Annotated in this window: 22 protein-coding genes; 7 read left to right on the top strand and 15 right to left on the bottom strand. The window is 66.3% G+C overall.

Going from position 1 to position 23,463, the window contains the following annotated elements; translation table 11 throughout:
- The first annotated feature begins 378 nt into the window (after positions 1-378).
- The gene (locus ACIBW7_RS22345; RefSeq protein ID WP_397049194.1) at positions 379-1,227 is read left to right on the top strand and encodes an LLM class flavin-dependent oxidoreductase; all 849 of its coding nucleotides are present in this window, start codon (positions 379-381) and stop codon (positions 1,225-1,227) included.
- A gap of 11 nt (positions 1,228-1,238) precedes the next feature.
- Here ACIBW7_RS22345 and ACIBW7_RS22340 read toward each other — a convergent pair whose 3' ends face one another.
- Positions 1,239-2,174, bottom strand: a complete 936-nt coding sequence (locus ACIBW7_RS22340) for a 4-(cytidine 5'-diphospho)-2-C-methyl-D-erythritol kinase (RefSeq protein ID WP_397049192.1) — start codon at positions 2,172-2,174, stop codon at positions 1,239-1,241.
- Between the two features lie 76 nt (positions 2,175-2,250).
- A complete protein-coding gene (locus ACIBW7_RS22335; protein ID WP_397049190.1) occupies positions 2,251-3,021 on the bottom strand; it encodes an SDR family oxidoreductase in 771 nt (256 codons plus the stop codon).
- Between the two features lie 76 nt (positions 3,022-3,097).
- Between ACIBW7_RS22335 and ACIBW7_RS22330 the strand changes: the two genes are divergently transcribed.
- The 3 genes from ACIBW7_RS22330 to ACIBW7_RS22320 all read left to right on the top strand — a co-directional run bounded on the left by ACIBW7_RS22330 (position 3,098) and on the right by ACIBW7_RS22320 (position 4,953).
- Positions 3,098-3,703, top strand: coding sequence for a TetR/AcrR family transcriptional regulator (locus tag ACIBW7_RS22330; protein ID WP_397049188.1), 606 nt, complete (start codon positions 3,098-3,100; stop codon positions 3,701-3,703).
- 147 nt (positions 3,704-3,850) lie between these two features.
- Positions 3,851-4,057 (top strand): heavy-metal-associated domain-containing protein, encoded by a 207-nt coding sequence (locus ACIBW7_RS22325; RefSeq protein ID WP_397049186.1) that lies wholly within the window; start codon positions 3,851-3,853, stop codon positions 4,055-4,057.
- On the top strand, positions 4,057-4,953 hold the full coding sequence (locus tag ACIBW7_RS22320) for a hypothetical protein (protein WP_397049184.1): 897 nt from the start codon (positions 4,057-4,059) through the stop codon (positions 4,951-4,953). The genes ACIBW7_RS22325 and ACIBW7_RS22320 overlap by 1 nt, the downstream gene beginning before the upstream one ends.
- 276 nt (positions 4,954-5,229) lie before the next feature.
- Here ACIBW7_RS22320 and rsmA read toward each other — a convergent pair whose 3' ends face one another.
- The 3 genes from rsmA to ACIBW7_RS22305 all read right to left on the bottom strand — a co-directional run bounded on the left by rsmA (position 5,230) and on the right by ACIBW7_RS22305 (position 8,323).
- The gene (gene rsmA / locus ACIBW7_RS22315; RefSeq protein ID WP_397049182.1) at positions 5,230-6,111 is read right to left on the bottom strand and encodes a 16S rRNA (adenine(1518)-N(6)/adenine(1519)-N(6))-dimethyltransferase RsmA; all 882 of its coding nucleotides are present in this window, start codon (positions 6,109-6,111) and stop codon (positions 5,230-5,232) included.
- A gap of 31 nt (positions 6,112-6,142) precedes the next feature.
- Entirely contained in the window at positions 6,143-7,270 is a 1,128-nt protein-coding gene (locus ACIBW7_RS22310) for a transglycosylase family protein (RefSeq protein WP_397049180.1), read from the bottom strand.
- A gap of 204 nt (positions 7,271-7,474) precedes the next feature.
- Positions 7,475-8,323 carry a TatD family hydrolase gene (locus ACIBW7_RS22305; protein ID WP_397049178.1) on the bottom strand — a complete coding sequence of 283 codons (849 nt, stop codon included), beginning with the start codon at positions 8,321-8,323 and terminating at the stop codon, positions 7,475-7,477.
- Between the two features lie 77 nt (positions 8,324-8,400).
- Between ACIBW7_RS22305 and metG the strand changes: the two genes are divergently transcribed.
- A complete protein-coding gene (gene metG, locus ACIBW7_RS22300; protein WP_397049934.1) occupies positions 8,401-9,987 on the top strand; it encodes a methionine--tRNA ligase in 1,587 nt (528 codons plus the stop codon).
- A 118-nt stretch (positions 9,988-10,105) separates the two neighbouring features.
- On the opposite strand, the gene ACIBW7_RS22295 is transcribed toward metG, so the two are convergent.
- Both ACIBW7_RS22295 and rsmI read right to left on the bottom strand, forming a co-directional pair.
- Positions 10,106-10,858 (bottom strand): isocitrate lyase/phosphoenolpyruvate mutase family protein, encoded by a 753-nt coding sequence (locus ACIBW7_RS22295; RefSeq protein WP_397049176.1) that lies wholly within the window; start codon positions 10,856-10,858, stop codon positions 10,106-10,108.
- Positions 10,859-10,946: 88 nt separating this feature from the next.
- Positions 10,947-11,804: a 16S rRNA (cytidine(1402)-2'-O)-methyltransferase gene (gene rsmI, locus ACIBW7_RS22290; protein ID WP_397049174.1), complete on the bottom strand. Its 858-nt coding sequence runs from the start codon at positions 11,802-11,804 to the stop codon at positions 10,947-10,949.
- A 234-nt stretch (positions 11,805-12,038) separates the two neighbouring features.
- Here rsmI and ACIBW7_RS22285 point away from each other — a divergent pair, with 234 nt between their 5' ends.
- On the top strand, positions 12,039-13,640 hold the full coding sequence (locus ACIBW7_RS22285) for a dolichyl-phosphate-mannose--protein mannosyltransferase (protein WP_397049172.1): 1,602 nt from the start codon (positions 12,039-12,041) through the stop codon (positions 13,638-13,640).
- 3 nt (positions 13,641-13,643) lie between these two features.
- Here the strand turns inward: ACIBW7_RS22285 and ACIBW7_RS22280 are convergent, their stop codons facing one another.
- Both ACIBW7_RS22280 and arcA read right to left on the bottom strand, forming a co-directional pair.
- Positions 13,644-14,003, bottom strand: coding sequence for a GntR family transcriptional regulator (locus ACIBW7_RS22280; protein ID WP_040695379.1), 360 nt, complete (start codon positions 14,001-14,003; stop codon positions 13,644-13,646).
- 7 nt (positions 14,004-14,010) lie between these two features.
- Complete coding sequence (arcA, locus tag ACIBW7_RS22275) at positions 14,011-15,327, bottom strand: arginine deiminase (protein ID WP_397049170.1); 1,317 nt, start codon at positions 15,325-15,327, stop codon at positions 14,011-14,013.
- Between the two features lie 109 nt (positions 15,328-15,436).
- Between arcA and soxR the strand changes: the two genes are divergently transcribed.
- Positions 15,437-15,922, top strand: coding sequence for a redox-sensitive transcriptional activator SoxR (soxR, locus tag ACIBW7_RS22270; RefSeq protein WP_040695381.1), 486 nt, complete (start codon positions 15,437-15,439; stop codon positions 15,920-15,922).
- On the opposite strand, the gene ACIBW7_RS22265 is transcribed toward soxR, so the two are convergent.
- The 6 genes from ACIBW7_RS22265 to ACIBW7_RS22240 form a co-directional block, all read right to left on the bottom strand.
- Positions 15,891-16,769 carry an SDR family oxidoreductase gene (locus tag ACIBW7_RS22265; protein WP_397049168.1) on the bottom strand — a complete coding sequence of 293 codons (879 nt, stop codon included), beginning with the start codon at positions 16,767-16,769 and terminating at the stop codon, positions 15,891-15,893. The two genes, soxR and ACIBW7_RS22265, sit on opposite strands and share 32 nt — an antisense overlap.
- Before the next feature lie 103 nt (positions 16,770-16,872).
- A complete protein-coding gene (locus ACIBW7_RS22260; protein WP_397049166.1) occupies positions 16,873-18,000 on the bottom strand; it encodes a glycosyltransferase in 1,128 nt (375 codons plus the stop codon).
- Positions 18,001-18,234: 234 nt separating this feature from the next.
- Positions 18,235-18,435 carry a GAF domain-containing protein gene (locus ACIBW7_RS22255; RefSeq protein WP_397049164.1) on the bottom strand — a complete coding sequence of 67 codons (201 nt, stop codon included), beginning with the start codon at positions 18,433-18,435 and terminating at the stop codon, positions 18,235-18,237.
- A complete protein-coding gene (locus ACIBW7_RS22250; RefSeq protein ID WP_051182549.1) occupies positions 18,432-20,249 on the bottom strand; it encodes a bifunctional diguanylate cyclase/phosphodiesterase in 1,818 nt (605 codons plus the stop codon). The genes ACIBW7_RS22255 and ACIBW7_RS22250 overlap by 4 nt, the downstream gene beginning before the upstream one ends.
- Before the next feature lie 67 nt (positions 20,250-20,316).
- Positions 20,317-22,464 carry an Rv1355c family protein gene (locus ACIBW7_RS22245; RefSeq protein WP_397049162.1) on the bottom strand — a complete coding sequence of 716 codons (2,148 nt, stop codon included), beginning with the start codon at positions 22,462-22,464 and terminating at the stop codon, positions 20,317-20,319.
- A complete protein-coding gene (locus tag ACIBW7_RS22240; RefSeq protein WP_397049160.1) occupies positions 22,461-23,231 on the bottom strand; it encodes a hypothetical protein in 771 nt (256 codons plus the stop codon). The genes ACIBW7_RS22245 and ACIBW7_RS22240 overlap by 4 nt, the downstream gene beginning before the upstream one ends.
- Positions 23,232-23,463 lie beyond the last annotated feature (232 nt).

Here is a 23,463-nt window from a genome sequence, read left to right as displayed (position 1 = left end):
ATCCTTCCGAGTCATGCGCCGGGCGAGTACTCGCCCCGCGCAAGCGTACCGAGCATCCCGAACCACCCGCCGCCCCACTGAACGCCCCAGCGGCCATCCAGGTGCCGCGGCCCGGAAACCACTGCACGCCGTGCACTTGTTCTCCGCTCCGACGGCCTCGTCCGATCCTGCTCAGCGCAGTCCGCAACGGTGCCCCCGGCAACTGTCGGGTTTCGCAGACTTGCGCGACGAACGGCGTTCGTTTACAGTCAGGTTTAGCGAACAGTGTTCGTTACGAACGTTGTTACGGCGCTCCTGAGACACAGCCGCAGAATGGGAGCCCCGCCTCGAGATCGAGGTGAGTGGGGCGGCACGGTTTCAACTACCTTGGAGGTTTTCATGCACGTCGGACTCGGTCTGCCCATTTCCGATCCCGCCGCCCTGCTCGACTGGTCCCGCCGCGCCGATGCGGGCCCATTCTCCACCCTCGGTCTGCTCGACCGGCTCGTCTACGACAATCCCGAACCACTGGTCGCCCTCGGCATGATCGCCGGTGCCACCAACCGCATCAAGGTGCAGACCGAAGTGCTCATCGCGCCGCTGCGCGAGCCGACGCTGCTCGCCAAGCAGGCCGCCACCCTCGATCGCATGTCCGGCGGCCGCCTGGTGCTCGGCCTCGGCGTCGGCGGTCGCGCGGACGATCACATCGCCTCCGGCACCGAGCTGCACTCGCGCGGCCGTCGCATGGACGAACAACTCGAGATCATGCGCCGCCTGTGGTCCGGCCGGCCGTACGGCACCGACTGCGGACCGATCGGTCCCGCACCGCTGCGCCCCGAGGGACCCGAACTGCTCTTCGGCGGCTTCCAGCCCGCCGCCATCGATCGCGTCGGCCGTTGGGGCGGTGGCTTTCTCTCGGCCGCCGCACCGTCGTGGGCCGGTGGCCTGTTCGACACCGCCCGCCGCTCGTGGAAGGAACACGGCCGCGACGGCGAGCCCCGCATTGTCGCCCAGGTCAATGTCGCGCTCGGCGCACCCGACCTGATCGAAGACGCCCGCATCTCGATGGGCGCCTACTACGAATTCAGCGGTCGCGCCGACTCCATGCTCGCCGGAATGCTCACCACACCCGACGAGATCCGCACGGCCATCAGCCAATTCGAGGATCTCGGCGCAGATGAGGTCATGCTCTACTGCTACGGCCGCGACGCCGACCAAGTGGACCGCCTCGCCGACGTCATCGCATAGCCGGCGAAACGTCAGCGCTTGCCTGGCGCGTCGCTGCTGATGACGCGAGCGCCGGGCACCGGTCCGCTGGCCGTGCGCACGCTACGGCACACACCGGCACCCGCGAGCTCGGCCGCGACCGCCACGGCGCCGTCCTCGCTGTCACACAGGAATGCGCAGGTTGGGCCGGAGCCCGAGACCAGCCCGGCAAGCGCCCCGGCACCGACGCCCGCACGCAACGTCCGTCGCAACTCGGGCTTCAGCGAGAGCGCGGCCGCCTGCAGATCGTTACCCAGCAGGGGCGCAAGCTGTTTCGGGTCACCGGAGGCCAGTGCCTGCATCAGCGCCTGCGGCTCGCCGAGCCGGGGCGGGGTACCGTTCTCGCGTAGTCGGTCGAGTTCGGTGAAGACCGCGGGGGTGGACAATCCGCCCTTGGCGAGCGCAAGTACCCAGTGAAAGGTATTGCGGGACAACACCGGAAGCAGCCGCTCGCCCCGGCCGGTACCGAGCGCCGTTCCGCCGTGCAGCGCGAACGGCACATCGCTGCCGAGTTCGGTTGCCACCGCGAACAATTCGTCGCGGGTCAGCCCGACATCCCAGAGTTCGTTCAGCCCCACCAGCGCCGCGGCGGCATCCGCACTACCGCCGGCCATTCCACCGGCTACCGGAATGCCCTTGTTGATCGCGATTTCCACCAGCGGTGCGCGGCCAGCCAGATGGGCGACGCGCACAGCGGCCTTCCACACCAGATTGGTGCGATCGGTCGGCACATCGGCGGCGCCCTCGCCGCTGACCCGCACGGCGAGCGAGGCCGCCGGTGCGAGTTCCAGATCGTCGCTGAGCGAGAGGGCTTGGAACACCGTGGTCAGATCGTGATAGCCGTCCGCGCGCACGTCACCGACGCCTAGGTGGAGGTTCACCTTGGACGGCGCGCGCACAACGACGGGACTTGGCACAACTGACAACACGGTGCTCAAGCCTATCCCGTGGGTACGACAGGTGCTCAGCTCGAGATGAGACATTCACCGCCCATGTGTCGGACGGTTACAACAGCGCCCCGCCGGTGGCATCGATCCACTGTCCGGTGATCCACCGGGAATCGTCCGAGGCGAGGAATGCGGTGATATCCGCGATATCACCGGGTTGGCCAACTCGATTCAACGGCGACATTCCGGCCACCAACGCCTCGGTCTCGGCATTGCGCAACCAGTTCGCGTTCATATCGGTATCGATCACGCCCGGCGCGACGGCATTCACGGTGATGCCGCGGGCACCGAGTTCCTTTGCCAGCGTTTGGGTGAAGCTATCGATCGCGCCCTTGGTCATCGTGTAGGCGATCAGCTGCGGCATTCTCGCCCCGTGTGTGAGGCCGGTGGAGACATTGACGATGCGGCCGCCGTCGCGCAGCCGATCCAGGCCCAGCTTGGTGACGAAGAACGGCGCCTTCGCATTGACGGCGAAGACTCGGTCGAAGGCCGCCTCATCGGTGCCGCCGATCGGTTCGCGAATGCCATCGATGCCCGCGTTGTTGACGATAACGTCCACGCCGTCGGCCTGTGCGTCGAATGCGGACCACAGCGTCGCGGCATCTCCGGGTACGCCGAGTTCGGCCTTGATCGCAAAGGCCGAACCGCCCGCCGCTTCGATGGCGACGACGGTTTCCTTCGCCGCCTGCTCATTGCCGTTGTAGTGCACGGCGACCCGCGCCCCGTCCCGGCCGAGCCGCTCTGCGATGGCCCGGCCGATGCCGCGGCTTGCGCCGGTGACCAGCGCGGTCTTGCCGTCGAGCCGGCCGGTTTGCGGCAGTGCACCCATCACGGGTTCCTTTCTCTAGCGATCGCTACAGAAAGGACGTTAACACATTCTCTAGCGAGCGCTATAAAATGCAGACATGAGCGCACCGACCAGGGGACGCCCCCGCTCGTTCGATCGGGACGCCGCGCTGGAAAAGGCGCTGCGACTGTTCTGGGCGCGCGGTTACGAGGCGACCTCGATCGGCGATCTGACCGCGGCGATGGGTATCGGCGCGCCGAGCCTGTACGCCGCATTCGGCGATAAGGCGACACTGTTCAACGAGGTAGTGCAGGTCTTCGGCACGCGCTACGGCAGCTTCATCCCGCGCGCGCTCGCCGAGGAGCCGACCGCCGAGGCGACGGTTCGCCGCATCCTGCGCGAGGCGGCGACGGAGTACACCCGACCCGATTGCCCGCACGGCTGCCTGGTGATCAGCGCCGGACTCAATACCACCAGCACCGAGATCGCCGACATGCTGCGCGCGCTTCGCAACCAGAATGTGGCGGCCTTCGCCACGCGCATCCAGGCTGATATCGATGCGGGTTCATTGCCGCCGGAGGCCGATGCCGCCACGCTCGCGCGGTATGTCGGCACCGTCATGCAGGGCATGTCGCAGGCGGCCCGGGATGGCGCGAGCGCCGCGGAACTGGAGCGGGTTGCCGAAATGGCCATGCACGGTTGGCCTTCCGCCGTTCGAGGCTGATTCGGGAACTATCCGGCCCCCGGCAGCGACTAATCGACCGAACCTCGGCATAACCCACCCTTGCGCTCAATACCCTCCGGGGGTATTTTGATTTGCGTCGGGGATACCCCCGCACCGTATGATCGAATGTGAGCGAAGGAGTCGGAGATGGCCACGAGCACCTACACCGTCACGGGGATGACCTGCGGACATTGCGTCAGCTCGGTCAAGACGGAGATCGGCAAGATCGATGGCGTGACCAGCGTGGACGTCGACCTCGCCAGCGGTGCGGTCCGAGTGGACAGCACCGCACCGCTCTCCGACGCCGATATCGTCGCCGCCGTTGACGAGGCGGGGTACGAGGTCGCCGTCTGATGCAAGCCCGGCTGAGATTCGCCGCGGTCGGCGGCGGTCTCGTCGCGCTGTTCGGTGTCGCGCTCGGTATCGGCGCCCTGGTGGGCGATCCGACCGGGTCGACACCGGACCACGGCGCGATGGCACACACCGAACAGGACACCGGGCTGTCGGATTCGCGATCCGGCTACACCCTGACCGGCCTGAGTGCACCCGCGGACCCGAATCGAGCCGGGGCCCTGCGTTTTCGGATCACCGGACCGGACGGAGTTCCGGTCACCCGATTCACCACCCAGCACGACAAGAAGCTGCACCTGATCGTGGTCCGCTCGGATACCACCGGATATCGGCACGTGCACCCGGCCATGGACGACACGGGCACGTGGTCGATCGATTGGAATTGGACAGCGCCCGGCACCTATCGCGTCTTCGCCGATTTCGTTCCCGAGCAGGGGCCCGGCGATCTGGTCCTGAGCCGCGCCGTCACGGTTGCGGGACCGGCTGAGCTCCAACCACTTCCACCCGAGTCCCGGTCGGCGACAGTGGACGGTTACCAAGTGCGCATGGCGGGCGATCTGAGCACCGCGGGCAGCGAACTTCGTTTCACCGTGACGCGCGACGGCGTGCCGGTGACGGACCTCGAGCCATACCTCGGCGCGTACGCGCATCTGGTGGTCTTGCGGGCCAACGACCTTGCCTACCTGCACGTCCATCCGCAGGGCGAAATCGGCCGCACCCCAGCGGGTCCAGAGGTCGGCTTCCATGCCCAGACCCCGGGTGCGGGCGCATTTCGGTTGTATCTAGACTTCTCCCACGGCGGTGTCGTACATACCGCCGAGTTCACCGCGCGCGTCGAATCATCCACAGCGCCATCCACATCCGATGGTGGACACCATTCGGGTGGCGGTCACCCCTGACCGCATGCGCCGACCACCGCGTGCTCGAGCTGCCATTCGGCTCGATGACCTGCGCTTTCCGTGCGGCACGCGGAGTGTGGCGGCACGCGTGCGTTGATTGCCGCAGCGCATGAATCCGGTTTCGCGACCAACAAGACAAAAGTTGGTTATCCACAATCTGTTTCGCTTGCGGCGACGCCTCAGCAAGCGAACCGAGTGGATAACGCGATGCATCATCCCGCCTCACCCGCCACAGAAACCGACCAGTCCGGCATCACGCGGCGCCGCCGACGCGAGTTACGTCTGGGCGGCGAGGCGGACGAAGGCTGCGGTGTCCAGAGTTTCGCCGCGGGCCGTCGGATCGATTCCGGCGGCGACCAGGCGGCGTTCGGCTTCGGCGGGGGAACCGGCCCAGTTGGCGAGGGCGGCGCGGAGGGTTTTGCGGCGCTGGGCGAAGGCGGCGTCGACTACCTCGAAGACGCGGCGGCGGTGCGCTTCGTCCATCGGCCAGGGCGATTCGGCGTAGCGCTCGACGCGGACCAGACCGGAGTCCACACGCGGCACCGGCCAGAACACCTGGGTGCCCACCGCGCCGGCGCGGCGCACGGTGCCGAAGAAGCCCGCCTTGACGCTCGGCACGCCGTAGACGCGACTGCCGGGCGCGGCGGCGAGACGATCCGCGACCTCGGCCTGCACCATCACCAACGAGGTTGTGATGCTGGGCAATTCGGCGAGCAGGTGCAGCAGCACCGGCACGGCGACGTTGTAGGGCAGATTCGCCACCAGCGCCGACGGTGCCGCAGGCAGTTTGTCCGCACGAACCCGCAGCGCATCGGCCTCCACGACGGTCAACTGCCCGGCCAGTTCCGGCGCGCGATCCCCGACGGTCACCGGAAGATGTTTCGCCAGTACGGGATCGATCTCGACGGCGATGACCGAATCCACCACATCGAGCAGGGCCAATGTCAGCGAACCGAGTCCCGGCCCGACCTCGAGCACCGTATCCCCACGCCCGACCCCGGCCGCCGCGACAATCCGCCGCACCGTATTGGCGTCGTGCACGAAGTTCTGTCCGAGCTGCTTGGTCGGCCGCACGCCGAGTCGCTCGGCCAGCGCCCGCACCTCGGCGGGCCCGAGCAGCGCAGCACTCCCACGGGCGGAAATATCGGGTTCGGACACGTCCGACAACGTATCAACCCGCCCGCTGTGATCAGCCGATGCCCAGGCGACTGGTGCAGGCGGGCCAGGCGCCCCAACCCTGGCGGGCGCGGGTGACCTCGGCGATGGCGATCTGTTCTTCGCGGGTGGCCAGGTCGGCGCGCGGGGCGTATTTGAGACCGCCCTGACGTTCCCAGGTGCCCTGGTCGAATTGGATGCCGCCGAAGTAGCCGTTGCCGGTATTGATGCCCCAGTTACCGGTGGACTCGCAGCGGGCCAGCGCATCCCAGATATCGCCATCACGCACCGGCGGCACCTCGGTACCGGGCTTGGCGCCCTTGCGGACGGTCTTCGGCTGAGCCGTCACCTTCACATTGGAAGCGATCGGTCGCCGACTGACCTCCTGGCCATTGACCATGGTCACCGCGAACGTCACGTCCTGCACGCCGGGCGCACCCGGGCTCTCCACCACGGTCCGGCTCATATTCAGGGTCGGATCCTCGATCACATTCTCCGGCGGATCCAGCGGCACCGTCTCGACCTTGTTCTCGACGCGCTGGCGGGTCACCACGATCCGCAGCCCATCGGTGAGCGGCGTGGTCGCCGCGGGCTCGACGGTGTCCTGCTCGATCAGCGGAATGCCCGCCGCGGTGAGGAATTCACCGACGGTCGGCGCGGCCAGTCGAACATCGACCGGATTGCCGATGCCGTCGAGTAGCGATACCGCACGCGGGCTGGCGATCTGCAGCGCGGCGCCCTCGAGCGGCAACTTCTCGTTACGGGCCGGGGAAACGAATACCTCGCGGGGCAGGTGCAGTTGGTCGACCACATCGCCCGCGGTCAGACCGGTCGACCACACCTTCTCGGCCTTGCCGTCCAGCGATATCGCGACCTCGCGTGCCCGGTTGTAGGTGATGGTCGCGCCATCGGCGATCGTCGCGGCCAGTGCGGGCCGGACCAGGTCGCGGTCGTTGACGTCGAACCCCGCGGCCTTCAACACTCCGCTGACATTGGGTGACATGGTGGTCTGCGTCATCTGCTCACCGTCCACGACGACCGTGACCGTCTTGCGGTTCACGATCGCCATCGCGGCACCGACGATCAGCGTCACCAGCAACGCCGCAACCGCCGCGTACAGCAGCGGCGAGCGGGACTGGTTGATCCTCGTGAATGGAGACATGGTCACAGTACGATAACGAAGGGGTCAGCGGTCTACAACCGTAGTGTTACGAGCGGCGGGTATCAATATCACAAACCAATATCGACGCCGCAGGTAAATCACAAAACGTGCCGAGCAAAGTGACCTAGGACACACTTACCGGCCAAATGTGAAACAAGATCAGGTGAAATTGCGAGCCACTCGCGATTCCACCTGATCTCGAATTCAGATGCCGTAGATGCGGCGGGCGTTGGCGGTGGTGATTTCGGCGAGGGCCACGGGATCCTGTTCGCGCAATTCCGCCAGGGCGCGCACGGTGTAGGGAAGGCAATACGATTCGTTGGGTGCGCCACGGAATGGATGCGGCGTGAGATAGGGCGCATCGGTTTCGACCAGGATCTGGTCATCGGGCACGACCTTCGCGGCCTCGCGCAATTCGTGCGCGTTCTTGAAACTCACCGTGCCGGAGAAGCTGAGGATGTACCCCTCGGCGACACAGGACATCGCCATATTGGTGTCCGAGGAAAAGCAATGGAAGATCACGGTTTCCGGAGCGCCCTCGTCCAGCAATACCGTCAGCAGATCGTGGTCTGCCTCGCGGTTGTGGATCATCAGCGGCTTGCGCAGACGTTTGGCCAGGTCGATATGCCAGCGGAAGCCCTCGACCTGATCCTCGATATCGGCGCAGCCCGCCAACTTGCCCGGCCAGTAGTAATCCAGACCGGTTTCGCCGATCGCGACCACGCGCGGGTCGGCGGCCAAACGCTCCAGTTCGGCCTTGGCCGTATCGTCGAGCGCATTCGCCCGCGTCGGATGCAGCGCCACGGCGGCGAACACCCTTCGATCCCAGTTCGCGGCCTGTACGGCCCACTGTGCCGCGGCCAGATCATCGGCGACGGTGACCACCCGGCCGACCCCGACCGAGGCCGCGCGGTCCACGATCACCGCCGTCGACTCCGCATCGGTCGCCCCGCAGGCATCCAGATGCGTATGCGCGTCCACCAGCGGCGCGAGCGGTTCCGGCAGCTCGGGCGCGGCCCGTTTGGCGGCTCTGTCTTTTGTTCGCTCGCTCATCGGCAAACTCCGGCACACCAGAACGCGGGCGCCGGAGGGCGGCCATCGCGTCGGGGGATATTCACGTGAGCGTCGGAATCCACGCGCATTACAGTAGATGCACCATGACCGCAGCTGACCGCCCCGCCTTCTACATCACAACGGCCATCGCATACCCGAACGGTGCGCCGCACATCGGGCATGCGTACGAGTACATCTCGGCCGACGCCCTCGCCCGCTTCAAGCGGCTCGACGGTTATGACGTCTTCTTCATGACCGGCACCGATGAGCACGGGCAGAAGATGCAGCAGACCGCGGTCACCGAGGGGGTGCCGGTGGAGGAGCTCGCCGCGCGCAACTCGGATGTGTTCGAGGCGATGGACAAGACGCTCGACATCTCCTACGACCGCTTCATCCGCACCACCGATGACGACCACCAGGTGGCCAGCGCCGCGATCTGGGAGCGGATGCTCGCCAACGGCGATATCTACCTGGACAACTACTCGGGTTGGTACTCGGTGCGCGACGAGGCGTTCTACACCGAGGAAGAAACGACGCTGCTCGAGGACGGCACCCGGATCTCGACCGAATCGAAGACGCCGGTCACCTGGACCGAGGAGTCGAACTACTTCTTCCGGCTGTCGAACTACCAGGACAAGCTGCTCGCGCTCTACGACGAACATCCCGAATTCATCGCGCCGGCAACGGCTCGCAACGAGATGGTGAGTTATGTGAAGGCGGGTCTGAAGGACCTGTCCATTTCACGCACCACCTTCGACTGGGGCGTGCCGGTGCCCGGACACCCCGATCACGTGATGTACGTATGGGTGGACGCGCTCACCAACTACATCACCGGCGTCGGCTTCCCGGATACGGAATCCGTTGCGTTCCAGCGGTTCTGGCCCGCCGACGTGCACATCATCGGTAAGGACATCACCCGGTTCCACACCGTGTACTGGCCCGCGTTCCTGATGTCGGCCGGGATCGAATTGCCGAAACGCGTTTTCGTGCACGGCTTCCTGTACAACAAGGGCGAGAAGATGTCCAAGTCGGTCGGCAATGTGGTCGACCCACTGGCGCTGGTCGACGAGTACGGCGTGGATGCGGTGCGGTTCTTCCTGCTGCGCGAGATCTCCTACGGTCAGGACGGCAGCTACAGCCATGAGGCGATCGTCGGGCGGATCAATACCGATCTGGCCAATGAATTCGGAAATCTGGTGCAGCGCAGCCTGAAGCTGGTCGCGCGCGACTGCGGCGGCGTGGTGCCGACACCGGGCGAATTCACCGAGGCCGATCGCGCCCTGCTCGACCGCGCCAACGGTCTGCTGGAACGCTGCCGTACCGAATTCGATGCCCAGCAAATGCATTTGGCGTTGGAGGCGATCTGGCTGACGCTCGGTGAGGCCAACCGCTACTTCTCCGCGGAGGCGCCGTGGGCGCTGGCCAAGACCGGCACCGAGGAGTCGCTGGCCCGCGAGGCGACGGTGCTGTACGTGACCGTCGAACTGCTGCGCATCGTGGCGATTCTGGTGCAGCCGGTGGTGCCGGAATCGGCGGGCAAGATCCTGGATCTGCTTGCCAGCCAGAACCGCACATTCGCTGATATCGCAACCCCGCTGGTTCCGGGCACCCCGTTGCCGGAGCCCGAAGCGGTCTACCCGCGCTACGTGGAGCCGAAGCACTAGTACCGATCGAGCCCCCGAACTTCGGCTTGGTTTCACGGGGTCGCCGCAACCTCCCGAATCGAGAGTGTTGCGACGACCGTGTGAACTCGAGCGGCAGAAGCCCGGGGGCTCGTTCGTCTCACTTCCAGCGGTCGAGCAGCCGATTGATCTCGGCGGTCAGCGCCCACTGCAGCATGGGGCCGAAGGTGATGCGGCCGACGCCCTGCTCGGCGAAGACGGCCTTATCCGACTTATCGGGCAGCCCGACAGCACTGATGGGCAGCGGCAATTCGCTGGTCAGCCGACGCATATCGGTATCGGAGTGCCGACCCGCCGGGAACAGCGAATCCGCACCCGCCGCAGCGGCCAGCCGCAGGCGCGCGATGGCGCGATCGACGCGGTCGCTCGCGTCACCGTCCTCGCGCATGAACAGGTCGGTGCGCGCATTGATGACCACATGCACGCCCGCCGCATCGGCGTATTGCCGCAAACCGTGCACGAAATCGGCATGCTCCTCGGGCGTGCGCAACCGGCCGCCCTCGCTGTGCACCGTGTCCTCGATATTGAGGCCGATCGCGCCCGCCTCCAGCAGTCCCTCGATCAACTGCGCGGGCTCGAGGCCGTAACCGGATTCGATATCGACGGAGACCGGAACATCGACCGCTCCGGTGATCTGCCGGACGCGGGTCAACAGTTCCGCGAATGTCATCCCTTCCTTATCGCTGCGTCCGACCGAATCGGCGACCGGATGACTGCCGAGGGTGAGCGCCGAAAATCCCGCCGCGACAGCGACATTCGCCGACCACGCATCCCACACCGTCGGAAAGACACCGGGATCGCCCGGGACATGCAATTCGAGAAACGCCTTCGCCTTGCTTTCCAAAGAGGTCATGACACCGATCATCGTCGCGCCCGTGATCGATAGCACTATGACACTCCCCATCCGGCCGCCCGGGAGTGTCGGCGATGGCGAGTCGCGCCTAGGAACTGTCACCGCCGTTGCGGCGTGCGCTCAGCACAGCGTCGTAGAGTTCGCGGCGGGAAACGCCGGTCGCGCCTGCCACTTGGGCGCAGGCGTCCTTGAGGCGAATACCTTCGGCGGTCAGCGATTCGACCTCGTCGACCAGATCGGCGGGATCGGCCGCGACGGGTTGTGCGCCTTCGAGGACGACGGTGATTTCACCGCGCGCCCCATCGACCGCCCAGGCGGCTAGTTCGCCGAGGTTGCCGCGGACGACCTCCTCGTAGGTCTTGGTCAGTTCCCGGCAGACCGCGGCCCGCCGGTCGGGACCGAGCACCTCGACCGCGTCGGCCAGGCAGTCGGCGAGCCGGTGCGGCGCTTCGAAGAACACGCAGGCGCGCGGCTCGGTAAGTAAGGTGCGCAACCACTCTCGACGCTGGCCGGATTTGCGCGGCGCGAATCCGTCGAAGCAGAAGCGTTCCACCGGGAGCGCGGACAGTGCCAGTGCGGTGGTCACCGCCGACGGTCCCGGCAGGCAGGTGACCGGCAGCTGACGCTCGACACAGGCCACCACCATGCGATAGCCCGGATCGCTCACCGACGGCATGCCCGCATCGGTCACCAGCAGCACCGTGCTGCCGGCCTCGATCTCATCGAGCAGCGCCGGAATCTTGGCGGACTCCACGTGGTCGTCGAACCGCAGGACCCGCCCGGTGATTTCCACCTCCAGGGCCTTGGCGAGGGAGCGGGTGCGCCGGGTGTCCTCGGCCGCGATGATCTCGGCGGTTCCGAGCGCCTCGCGTAGCCGCCGTGAGGCGTCGCCGATCTCACCCATCGGCGTCGCCGCGAGCACCAATCGCCCCACCTGGTCCGCCACCACTCTCCTGTCCCTCGACCGCGTAGTCCCAAGGCAGCGTATCGGCACGATGCCGCCGACCACGCCCCGGACTGCCACCGCCGTACAATCCCCAGCTGCGCCGCACCTCGTCGATCTCGGCATCGAATGGCGGCACTCATGGAAAAATCCGTGAATGCAGCTCAGGGTGTGATTCGCGCGGCGGCGCGCTCACCGGTGCGGGTCACGGTGGCGCGCACAGCATACGATCGGGGCGTGACCCAGGTGACCGACCAGCGCGCGACCGTAGCCGGGGCCGTGCCCTCTTGGTCGAGCCCCGCGCCCCTGCGTCCATCGCCAGACTTCGGGCCGCTCGACAAGCTCCAGGGGTGGGTGGTCACCGCGGTACTCACCGCGATCGCGGCGTTGACGCGGTTCATCCTGCTGGACTATCCGACCGACGCCTACACCCCGGTCTTCGACGAGAAGCATTACGCGCCACAGGCCTGGCAGATCCTCACCGGCGGCGGCGTCGAGGACAATCCCGCATACGGGTTGGTGGTGCATCCCCCGATCGGCAAACAGCTGATCGCGGTGGGCGAGTGGATGTTCGGCTACAACGGCTGGGGTTGGCGATTCAGTGCGGCGCTGGCGGGCACGATCCTGGTGCTGCTGGTCATCCGGATCGTGCGCCGGATGGCGCGGTCCACCATGGTCGGCGCGGTCGCGGGCATTCTGCTGATCGCCGACGGACTCACCTTCGTCTCCTCGCGCATCGGCATGCTCGACATCTTCATGGGAGTGCTGGTCACCGCCGCATTCGGCTGTCTGATCGTGGACCGCGACGAGGTGCGCGCCCGAATCGCCAAGGCGGACTACGAGGGTCGGATCGATGCGAGCGAATGGGGTCCGCGACTAGGAGTGCGCTGGTGGCGCTTCGGCGCCGGTGTACTGCTCGGACTCTCCTGCGGCACAAAGTGGTCCGGGATGTACTTCATCCTCGCGTACGGGCTCATGAGCGTCTATTTCGACGTCTCCGCGCGGCGCGCCTACGGCGTGCGTCGGCCCTGGGTCGGCACGGCGGTGCGTGATGTCGGGCCCGCGCTGTACTCGTTGGTGCTGATTCCGCTCGGGGTGTATCTGGCCAGTTACTGGGCCTGGTTCGCCAGTGAGGACGGTGTCTTCCGCTATGCGGTCGGCAATCAGGTCGGTCGCGACGGACCGTGGTCATGGCTGCCGAATGCGCTGCGCTCGCTGTGGTACTACAGCGGCGAAACGCTGCGCTTCCACGAGGGTCTGACCAATTCGGCCGGTAACCATCACCCCTGGGAATCCAAGCCGTGGACCTGGCCGATGGGGCTGCGGCCGATGCTCTACTACTACGCCGACAGCGGTGTCACCGGCTGCGGTCAAACCCAGTGCGTGAAGGCCGTGATGCTGATCGGCACCCCGGCGATCTGGTGGATCGCATTCCCGGTGCTGGGCTGGATGCTGTGGCGCACTGTGGTCCGTCGGGACTGGCGCTATGCGGCGGTACTCACCGGATACGGCGCTGGACTCATTCCCTGGTTCTTCACCCTCGATCGGCAGATGTACTACTTCTACGCCGTGCCGCTGGCCCCGTTCCTGGTGATGGGGATCGCACTGGTGTGCGGCGATATTCTCGGCCCGGCCCGATCGGTGCACATACCGCGAAGTCCGGCGGGCACCTATCTGCCCGCGGTGCCCAGTGAACGGCGCAGTCTCGGATTGCTCGCGGTCTGCATCTACCTCGGCCTGGTGATCGCCAATTTCATCTGGCTCTGGCCGATTCTGACCGCGCTGCCGATTACGCCCGGTAACTGGCACGACCATCTCTGGCTGCCCAGTTGGCGCTGAGGGCTAACTCTCCAGAGCCGCCCTGACGTACTTCAGGGCGGCCTCGTCATCGAGACCGAGCCGTCTGATGGTGGCGACGTAGTCGGTCGCGGCGCGCCCGGCCAGATCTTTGGTCGGGTCACCCGAGGACGCGATGAAAGATCCTTGCCTGCCCCGGGTTTCGACGACCCCATCGGCCTCGAGTTCCCGATAGGCACGAGCGACCGTATTCGGCGCGAGCCCGAGTTGCGCGGCCAGAGCTCGCACCGTCGGGATCTTCGTTCCCGCCGTCAACTCCCCGGAGCGCACCTGCGCGATGACACCCAGCCGCAACTGCTCGTAGGGCGGAATCGACGAATCGTGGGTCACGGTAATGGTGAACATCGCACGCTCACACGTCATCTCGGGACAGCGGGCAGGACATGCACCGCGGTCCGCCACGGCCGGAACCCAATTCGGAGCCCGGGATGCGCAGCACTTCGATGCCCGCGTCCTCGAGCCGCGCATTGGTCATATCGTTGCGCTCGTAGGCAATGACCACGCCGGGCGCGAGCGCCAGCGTGTTGTTGCCGTCGTCCCACTGCTCACGTTCGGCGGTGACCACATCGAGCCCGGTATCGATGACCCGCAGCTTACCGATGCCCATCGCATCCGCGGCGGCCGGCAGGAACGGATCGGGGCCGCGCACGCTGACCCGGGCCTGGTCGTTGCGTCCGCCGCCGAAATAGCCGTTGGGTTCAGCGTCCTCGCGATGAATCGTGAACGCGCACAGCGAATCCCGGACCGCCGGATACATCACGACGGCATCGGTGTCGACCATGGTGCAGACCGTGTCCAGGTGCATGGTCGCGCGATTCTGGGCGATCGGGACGACCAGCACCGTGTGGGCGAGATCGTCGTCGAACAGACTGCGCGCCAACGCTTCCGCACCCGCGGGCGAGGTGCGCTCGCCGACCCCGACCGCGACCACGCCGGGCGCGAGCAACAGCACATCACCGCCCTCGATCGGCGCGGTATGCGATTCGTAGGCCCGCCGCACGCCGAGGAAACGCGGATGGAATGCGTAGATGAGATCGGTCAGCGAGGTCTCGCGCATCCGGGCGGGCAGGGCGAGGGAGGTGATCGCAACCCTCGGGCCGACCCAGAATGACGAATCCCTGGTGAACAGCAGATTCGGCAGCGGATCGATGACGAAATCCGCACCGTGGTGCATGCGCCGCACCAGCGAGGTGTTGTCGCCCTCGAAGGGCAGTTCGTCGAAGGTCATCCCGGCCATCAGGATGTTGGCGAGATCCCTGGCCCGGACGCCGCGCAGGAACGCCGCGAGCTCGTCGGCCAGCATATGTCCGAGTTTGCGGGCGTCGACCGCGCCGGAGATGCCCTGGATGCGCGCCGCGCCGCTGACCGAGAGGGTTTCGGCGAGCAGATCGGCGAGCAGCAGCACCTCGACGCCGCGTTCGCGCAGCACCCCGGAGAAGATGTCGTGCTCCTGCTGAGCCCGCTCGACCCAGGGAATGCCGTCGAAGAGCAATTGATCGTTATTGCGCGGGGTCAGCCGCCGCAGTTCGTCGCCGGGCCGGTGCAGCAGCACCGTGCGCAGGGTCCCGACCTCCGAGCTGACCGCCAGCAGACCGCCCGGATCGCCGACACCGTTCAACTCATCGCCCGCACCGCCATCGTGCCCCGCCCGCACCGCGTCTGCTCCCATGATCCGACCGTAGTTCGCCGAAGGCGTAAGAGCACGCAATTGGGTGTCTCCGATTCCGACCCCAGCACACCCTAACCTGAAGTATTGTTGAGGTGAATGGAGGAGCGTGATGTCGACAACCGATTGGCGAGCGAAGGAGCTGACCCCCGGGCAGCTGTCCGAGCGTAGCGGAGTAGCGGTCTCCGCGTTGCACTTCTACGAACGCGAGGGTCTCATTTCGAGTCGTCGCACAAGTGGAAATCAACGCAGATACGCGCGCGAAACGCTGCGTCGCGTCGCCTTCATCCGCATCTCCCAGCGGGTCGGCATTCCATTGAGCGAAATCCGCGCCGCACTGGACAAGCTCCCCGAGGGCCGGACCCCCACCCGGCGCGACTGGGAGACCCTTTCCACCGCGTGGCAGGCCGACCTCGACGACCGCATCACCCAGCTGACTCGCCTGCGCGACAACCTCACCGGCTGCATCGGCTGCGGCTGCCTGTCGCTCGGCAGCTGCCGACTGGTCAACGAACACGACCGCCTCGGCGAACAGGGGCCGGGCGCCCGTGTGCTCGATGTGACGCTCAACTGCCCATCGAAGCCAGCAGCCTGTTGAACCGATCGCTGGTGCGGCGAATCACGAATTCGTAGGGGTAGGCGAATTTGCGGGCCCACCAATAGCCGAAGCGGATATCGAAGGAGGTATAGACGAGGAACCGATTGCGCTCGATACCGCGAAGGATCGCCGCCGCAACTTGTTCCGGCGATGCGGCATGCTTGGTGAACGCGGTGGTGAGTCGCTTTATCCTCGGGTCTTCCTTGTCCACGCCGACCAACTCGACGCTGTGCACCAGCGGTGTGTCCACCGCGCCGGGCACCACCAGATGCACCGAAATGTCGTGGCGCCGCAAGTCGAATCGCAGCACCTCGGAAACGCCGCGGATGCCGAATTTGCCCGCGCTGTAGGCGGCATGCCAGGGCAGCGCGAGGATTCCGGCCGCCGAGGAGACATTCACCAGTGCCCCACCGCGTTTCGCCCGAACCATCGGCGGCACGAAGTTCTCGATCACATGGATGGGGCCCATCAGATTGACGTCCACCATCTTGCGCCAGTGGCGATGCTCGAGATTCTCGACGGTGCCCCAGGTGGACGTGCCCGCGATATTCATGACGATATCGAGGCTGCCGAATTCGGCGTGCACGTCGGTGGCGAAGGCGGTGACCGCGTCGTAGTCGGTGATATCCAGGGCACGCGCGGTGAGCACGGTGCCGCCCGCCTCCTTTATGGTGCGAACCGTATCCTCGAGGCCCTCGGCATTGATATCGGTCAGCACCAGTTCGGCCCCGCCGGCCGCGGACGCCAGGGCGGTCGCCCGGCCTATCCCGCTCGCCGCCCCGGTGACGAGCACCTTCGCATCCCGCACTGTCTTCCTGCGCCCAAAGCCAAGCACACCGGATCCCATCTCGAATCGCCCCAATCGGTTGCACGCAGGGTACGCGGCAACCGTCACGTTCCGACGTTCATACGGCCGAAGCGGGTCGAGGAGTTCGATTCGGGACGGCAGGTTACCGCCCGAGCACTGCCAACATCCCCGCAACCGCCCTGGGCCAGGTGAACTGCTCCGCCCGGCTGCGCGCCGCCTTCCGGCGCCCGGCGGTGGGCATTGCGAGCACATCGGTGACGGCCTGGGCGAAGGCGGATGGGCGATCGGCGGCGACCGCGCCGCATTCGGCGGTGACGATATCGGCGAGCGCCGAGGAGCGGCTGGCGACGACCGGCGTACCTGCGGCCAATGCCTCCAGTGCGGCGAGTCCGAAGGTTTCGTGCGGTCCCGGCGCCAGCGAAACATCGGCGGTGGCCAGTAGTTTCGCCACCATGGCCCGATCGGTGATGAATCCGGTGAAGTGCACCGCGGGCAGACCGCCGGTCAGCGGCGGCAAAGAACGGGCCCGGCGCTCCAGGGCTTCGCGCCGCGGCCCCTCCCCTGCCACGACCAGCCGGGCCTCGATCCCCGCCTTGCGCAGTGCGCCGATGGCTTCGATGCTGCGATCCACCCGCTTCTCCACCGACAATCTGCCGCAGTGCACAAGCAGCGGATGTCCCGGCACGCCGAGATCGGCGCGCAGGCGGTAGTCGCGGCGACGCGGGCTGAACAACTCCAGATCTACCCCGAGCGGCACGAGTTCGACATTGGGCGCGTCGATGCGCAGGAACTCCGCGCGCGCGAATTCCGTTGTGCAGACCACGATGTCGTAGTCGTCCGCGGTGCGCCGATTGGCGATATCGGCGCACCGGCGAGCCACCGGGCCGGGCATGACCTGGCCGAGTAGTCGGTCCAGGCGCTCGTGCGAGATCATTACGCTCGCCACGTCGCGGGTGCGCGCCCAGCGTCCGAATCCCCGCAGCGTCAGCCGGTCCGAAACCTCGAGCACGTCCGGCCGCAACCCGGCCAGCACATCGGCCACCCGGCGCGGATCCGCCGCCCGATAACCTCCGGTCCACGGAATCGCCAAGGCCGGCAGGGTGATCCGCACCGCACCGGTCGGCAGGATCTCCTCGGCTCGGCGCGGTCCGGGCACGATCAGCACCACCTCGTGCCCGGCGTTCACATAACCCTCGCCCAGGTGGTGCAAAGCGGTGCGCAGCCCACCCGACCGCGGACCGTAGAAGTTCGCCAGCTGCACGATGCGCACATCGCCGATCGTGCAGCGAATCGGGTTCCCCCCGGAACCGGTGCGCCCAACACCGCATGAACACCCGTGAAAGACCCTGCTAACGGGCGCGACGGCGCAGCGGTCTCACACCCGGAACCGGCCGTAACGCATCCCGCTCACAGCCAGGAGCTGACGAATCAGCTGCTACCCAGCGGACCCACCCGCACACCGTGCACCGCGTCGAAGGCGCAGCGCGCGGGCACCCGATCACGGTCAGGCCGTCAGTGTTGATTCCGGACCGCCCGTCTCGACGACGCGCCCCACCACCTCGGCGACGCGCGCGGAAACCGTCGAGCCCAGCTCGCGCCGGACCCGCAGCAGGCGCACCCGGTCCCCGGTGCGATCACCATCCGCGACCAGCGTCGGCTCTCGGTCCGCGCCGAGCGTTTCGATCAGCAGCCAGGAACCGGTCACGCCCGCGTCGTACCCCGGCCCGCCCGAGGCAGGTCGAGATCCAGCGGGATGCGCCCGACCGCCAGATGCGCCTCGACCTCGTCGGCGGGCATCGGCCGCGCGATCAGAAAACCTTGCGCCCGATAGCAGCCCAGCCCGACCAGGGTCCGCGCGGCCACCGGCGTCTCGACGCCTTCCCCGACCACACCGAGCCCGAACGACCCGGCCAACCCGATAATGGATTTCACGATCGCCAGATCGTCGGTGCTCGCGCCGAGGCGCTGCACGAAGCCGCGGTCGATCTTCACCGCGTCGACCGGAAGCGCCTTCAGATGCGAGAGCGAGCTGTATCCGGTGCCGAAATCGTCGATGGCGATCTGCACGCCCATCCGCTTGAGTCCGCGCAGCGTGACCTGCGTGCGCGCCAGATCCTGCACGACCACATGTTCGGTGATCTCCAGGCAGACCGAACTGCCGTCGATCCCGAACAGCCGCAGAATGTCTTCGATCCGCTCCACGAAATCCAGGCTCACCAGCTGGACCGGCGAAACATTGATCCGCATCACCACATTCGCCGCCAGCCCGCGCCTGCGCCATTCGGCGAATTGCGCACAGGCCGAGCGGATCACCCAGCGCCCCAGCTCACCCGCGAGATTGGTGGCCTCGGCAACGGTGACGAACGCACCGGGCGGCAGCAGCCCCCTGGTCGGATGCAACCAGCGCACCAGCGCCTCCAGCGCCACCACCCGGCCGGTGCGCAGATCGACCTCGGGCTGATAGTGCAGCAACAGCGAGCCGTCCGAGACCGCGCCGCGCAGATTCAGCTCCACATCGTCCTGCAGTTCGAACTGTGCGCGCATGGCGTCGGTGAAGACCGCGACACCGTTGCCGCCGCCCGATTTCGCCGACAGCAGCGCGTGATCGGCCCGGCGCAGCACATCCGCGACCGTGGTCTCCCCCGGAATACCGACCGCGACACCGACGCTGGCGCCGCGGCTGACCGATTCCCCGCCGACGGTCACCCGCCGTCCGATGAGCTGCTGTATCCGCGTGGCCTCCAATTCGGCCGCCACCGCATCCATCGGTTTGGCCGGCACGATGACGAATTCGTCGCCACCGAGTCGGGCGATCATGTCATTGGGATCGAGATTCTCCCGCAGTCGCGAGGAGAGCGTGCGAATGAAGTTGTCCCCCGCGGTATGTCCGAGAAAATCGTTGAGCGCTTTGAGCCGGTCGAGATCGAGGAAGAAGGCGGCCACCGGGCCGGGACTGCCCTGTCTGAGCCGCTCCTCCATATGCTCGAGCAGCGCCCGCCGGTTCGCCAACCCGGTCAGATCGTCGTGCAGGGCGATATACCGCAATCGTTCCTCGGCCACGACGCGCGCCTGCAACTGCGCGAAGAGTGCGGCGATCGCCTTGAGTACGTTCAGTTCCCGAGTACTCCAGTCGCGATCGCCCTGTTTGATGAATCCCAGCACGCCGGTCGACTCGCCGCGCGACAACAGCGGCACCGCGGCCATCGCGACCTGCGGAATACCCGACGAACGCCGGATCGTCTCCTGATAATCGGCGGATTGCTGGGACGGCCGCACGATGATCGGCTCGGTGGCGTGCTCCAATTCCCGAAATACCGAGTCGGCGTGCTCGAAATGCACGATCTTCAGCGGGTCCGGATCCGGTATGTCACCACGGTGCGGCCACTCCGCGATGAGCACGGTCGCCCGCTGCTCTCTATCGGTATGGCGTAGGTAGCTGAAATCGACATCGAAATGCTCGACCAACCTGGCCAGCACCCGTTCACTCGCCGCCACCATCGTTGTGGCGTCGACGCCCATCAACTCGGAGGCGACCTGGGTCACCAATGAGTCGAGCGTTCGCCGAGGCACCCTATCTCCGATCGCGCTAGCTGCGGTTGCCCGCGCCCGGCACTGGAAGCCGCCTGCTGCGGACCGTGGCTGCTGCCGCATAGCTCAGGCGAAGCACCAATGCCATGATCTCATGCTCAGGCACTCCAAGCAGGTCCAGGAAACGGCCCTGAAGTGTCGTAAGTGTATCCGCGAAATCCGGTGAAATCCCTTTCAGCTCGTCGGGGTGCCGCGCATAAAGGAACAAAGGCGAGACCGGTTGCACCGCAAGACCGAGCCGTTGCGCCGCGATCCAGACCCGCTGCACGGCCGCGCCGCCGCGGGCGTAGTCGGCAAGTGATACCGACTCTGCTCCGGATCGACGCGGAAAAGTTATCGCCAGCACCGCCGAACTCGACAGCACGCGATCACGGCTGTACTCGCCGAGCGCGGTCCCGCCGGACCATTCGCGCAGCCGATCCATGACATCCGAGCGCTCCCCGATCCGGATTTTGGCCTGCTCGTCGGCGGCCAATTCCATACTCCGGATATCGATCCCGGTGCGCGGATCCTCGCCGGGCCAGCGCAGTTCGCCGAACATCTCCTGATGCAGGCGCGGAGTCAGATAGCGAATGCGATCGGATTCGCCGACCAGCGCGGCCGCAGCGGCGAGCTCATCGGGTGCGGTGATGGCATGGACCACCGCATCGGTGGCGGCCGCGTCCAGGGCAGGCAGGACATGATCGGCTAGCGGCGCGCCCGCGCCGAGGTGTCGGTTCGTCTCGCGGGTCAGCGTGGCCGGATAGTCCGCGGCCAGTGCGGGATCGGTGCCGTTGCCGAGATGCAGCACCGCGGAAAATGGGGTGGAGTTGTTCTCGATGAACTCGTGCGCACCGAGCAGACCGTGCGCGGCGGCCGCGGCGCGGGCGTTGTAGAGCGCCGCGCCGATCGATACCGCGCTGGCGCGATAGCCGATATCCAATGCCGACGAGCGGGTTCGGACGAGATCGATGCGTAGCTCGTCGCCATCGACGCGCAGGTACCACGGTTGGGTATTGCCGCCCGACGGCGCCCGCTGCGCGGATTCGAGGACCTTCTCGACGGCGGACCCGTCCGGATCCGGTCCACCGACTTCGGGCACCGGAAATTCGTCGGACACCTTCTCACACACCGGCTCCGGTTCGGCCAGCTCGTCGAGACCACGCTCCAGATCGAACCGGGTCCGGCCCGAGGACAGTTTCTGTCCGAGCCCGACCCGGCGCACCGCCGCCGCCACGATGGCCGCGCCCAGCTGTACGTCACCGCCGAGTTGCGGCCAGGTCGTCACGGTTTCGTCGATCTCGACCAGACTCGCCGCCATCCGCGCCGATAGCTCCTTCGGGTCGAGAATCCGCATGACGTGCGGCGCCTTGTCCTTGGTGGACAACCCGCGCAGATCCGCGCCGACCGTCGCGCCGAGCAGACCGTGGAACGTCGGACGGTCCGGTTCCAGGTCATAGCGCTCGACATCGAGCAGGCCGCGATCGCTGGTATCCATCAACAGCGGAAGGCGGTGTCGGCGTGCACCTTCCCGGACGGCGAACTTGATATCGAGCGAATCGCATTCCTCGACGACCAGCGACAACCCGTGCAGAAATGCGTCGACGGTGCCCTCGTTCACGCCCGCGGTGGCGACCTCGACCGGCAGATACGGATCGAGTTCGGCGATCCGACGCGCGGTCACGATGGATTTGTTCACACCGATATCGAAGATCCCACCGGGCACCCGATTCAGATTCGACAGCTCGATGTCGTCGAAATCGGCCAGGCGCAATAAGCCACAGGTGCCTTCCAGCGCCAATGTGTAAGCAACCGCGTGTCCGACGCTCTGTCCGACAACGCCGATCGCGAGACCGGCGCAACGTTCCTGTTCGGCGCGGGTGAGCTTGTTCTGGTTGCGGTCCAAGCGAATTGCCCGAAATGTCTTTTCACCCGGCAATCCGACGAGTGTGCGCCGCCACGGGTAATAGACCCAGCGGTCCGTTTCCGGCCCGCCGAGATCCGCCGGCGGCCGACGCACCTTGGCGAGTTCGGCGCGCAGCACATCACGCAGGTCGAGAATGCGGACCTGCGGCGATTTCCGCAATTGCACGAGGATCCGTGCGTCGTCTGTGGCATTTTCATCGAGAATCAGCGGGCGGTGGTCCGCGGTGAGCTCACCGTTCATGCCTGCGCCAATCCTCCGATCCCTGATCCACATCCACCCGAGGGCGCTCGACCATGCGGCGACAGCCAGGCATCGAGTGCCGCACGCTCCAGCGCGGTCAACGAACTCTGCAATTTGGTGGCTAATGACCGGTATGTCCGGGTATCCCACCACATCGGAATGGTCCGATAGCGGTCGTCAGGATAGGGCACCTCCGGTATCCGATCGGCGACATACCCACCGCTCGAGCGGTACAGACCGATATTTCGCGTGGCAGTGGTGACGAAACTGAACCTGGCATCGAGCAGCCGGGCGGCGTGCACGACACAGCGGGAGACCGCTGCGGCGAGCGCGGCACGATGCTCGGCCGCTCGGGAGACCCAGACCGCCTTCACCTCGACCACACCTTCTGGTATCCGATCGGCAACCATCGCGCGCAACTCGGCGACACCGGGTCGACCGGCCCAGGCGCGCAGTGCGTGCACGTCGTCGGCCGCACCGTAGGGCCCCTGCGCCCGCAATCCCGCGACGACCGCGCCGGACGGATCCACGGCGGCGAAGAACAACGACGTCGAACGGCCGTCGACAACGCTGTCGTATTCCAAAGCGTGATCAACGCCGTAATGCCGGTAAACCTGCAGCGCACCACGCAGATATCGACGCCACAGATCGGGATGAGCCTGCGGAGTGGCGACATGAAAGACATATCCGGAATGCATGTCGCGAAACCGCAACACCTCGGCATCGCGTGTGCCCCCCGGGCCGACTGCGATTGTTTCGACAGTCATGGTGTTCCTACTCCGTTTGCTACCGCACATCTGCGCGGTCATCGAGCCGGCCTGACCGACTCGCTAGACGACTCGCCGATCGGTTGAGTTTGCCTAGGGCAGTATCCGTCATACGACAAGAATTGACCAGATATCTGGTTAATCTTCCGAAAACTGATTGCCCCTCCCGAAATTACCGCAGGTCAGACCACTCGAACATGCCATCGAATAGATCGTGGAGACCAGTCGGTAC

Source organism: Nocardia sp. NPDC049526 (assembly GCF_044465765.1).
GTDB lineage: Bacteria > Actinomycetota > Actinomycetes > Mycobacteriales > Mycobacteriaceae > Nocardia.
Note: the sequence above shows the minus strand (reverse complement) of the source record. Positions and strands in the feature narration are given on the sequence as shown.

What these genes read in the sequence shown, in the direction of transcription:
- ACIBW7_RS22345 (WP_397049194.1), top strand. Translation starts at nt 379, where the DNA reads ATGCACGTCGGACTCGGTCTGCCCATTTCCGATCCCGCCGCCCTGCTC.
- ACIBW7_RS22335 (WP_397049190.1), bottom strand. Translation starts at nt 3,021, where the DNA reads ATGGGTGCACTGCCGCAAACCGGCCGGCTCGACGGCAAGACCGCGCTG.
- ACIBW7_RS22330 (WP_397049188.1), top strand. Translation starts at nt 3,098, where the DNA reads ATGAGCGCACCGACCAGGGGACGCCCCCGCTCGTTCGATCGGGACGCC.
- ACIBW7_RS22325 (WP_397049186.1), top strand. Translation starts at nt 3,851, where the DNA reads ATGGCCACGAGCACCTACACCGTCACGGGGATGACCTGCGGACATTGC.
- ACIBW7_RS22320 (WP_397049184.1), top strand. Translation starts at nt 4,057, where the DNA reads ATGCAAGCCCGGCTGAGATTCGCCGCGGTCGGCGGCGGTCTCGTCGCG.
- ACIBW7_RS22310 (WP_397049180.1), bottom strand. Translation starts at nt 7,270, where the DNA reads ATGTCTCCATTCACGAGGATCAACCAGTCCCGCTCGCCGCTGCTGTAC.
- ACIBW7_RS22305 (WP_397049178.1), bottom strand. Translation starts at nt 8,323, where the DNA reads ATGAGCGAGCGAACAAAAGACAGAGCCGCCAAACGGGCCGCGCCCGAG.
- ACIBW7_RS22295 (WP_397049176.1), bottom strand. Translation starts at nt 10,858, where the DNA reads ATGACCTCTTTGGAAAGCAAGGCGAAGGCGTTTCTCGAATTGCATGTC.
- ACIBW7_RS22280 (WP_040695379.1), bottom strand. Translation starts at nt 14,003, where the DNA reads ATGTTCACCATTACCGTGACCCACGATTCGTCGATTCCGCCCTACGAG.
- arcA (WP_397049170.1), bottom strand. Translation starts at nt 15,327, where the DNA reads ATGGGAGCAGACGCGGTGCGGGCGGGGCACGATGGCGGTGCGGGCGAT.
- soxR (WP_040695381.1), top strand. Translation starts at nt 15,437, where the DNA reads ATGTCGACAACCGATTGGCGAGCGAAGGAGCTGACCCCCGGGCAGCTG.
- ACIBW7_RS22265 (WP_397049168.1), bottom strand. Translation starts at nt 16,769, where the DNA reads ATGGGATCCGGTGTGCTTGGCTTTGGGCGCAGGAAGACAGTGCGGGAT.
- ACIBW7_RS22250 (WP_051182549.1), bottom strand. Translation starts at nt 20,249, where the DNA reads ATGGGCGTCGACGCCACAACGATGGTGGCGGCGAGTGAACGGGTGCTG.
- ACIBW7_RS22245 (WP_397049162.1), bottom strand. Translation starts at nt 22,464, where the DNA reads ATGAACGGTGAGCTCACCGCGGACCACCGCCCGCTGATTCTCGATGAA.
- ACIBW7_RS22240 (WP_397049160.1), bottom strand. Translation starts at nt 23,231, where the DNA reads ATGACTGTCGAAACAATCGCAGTCGGCCCGGGGGGCACACGCGATGCC.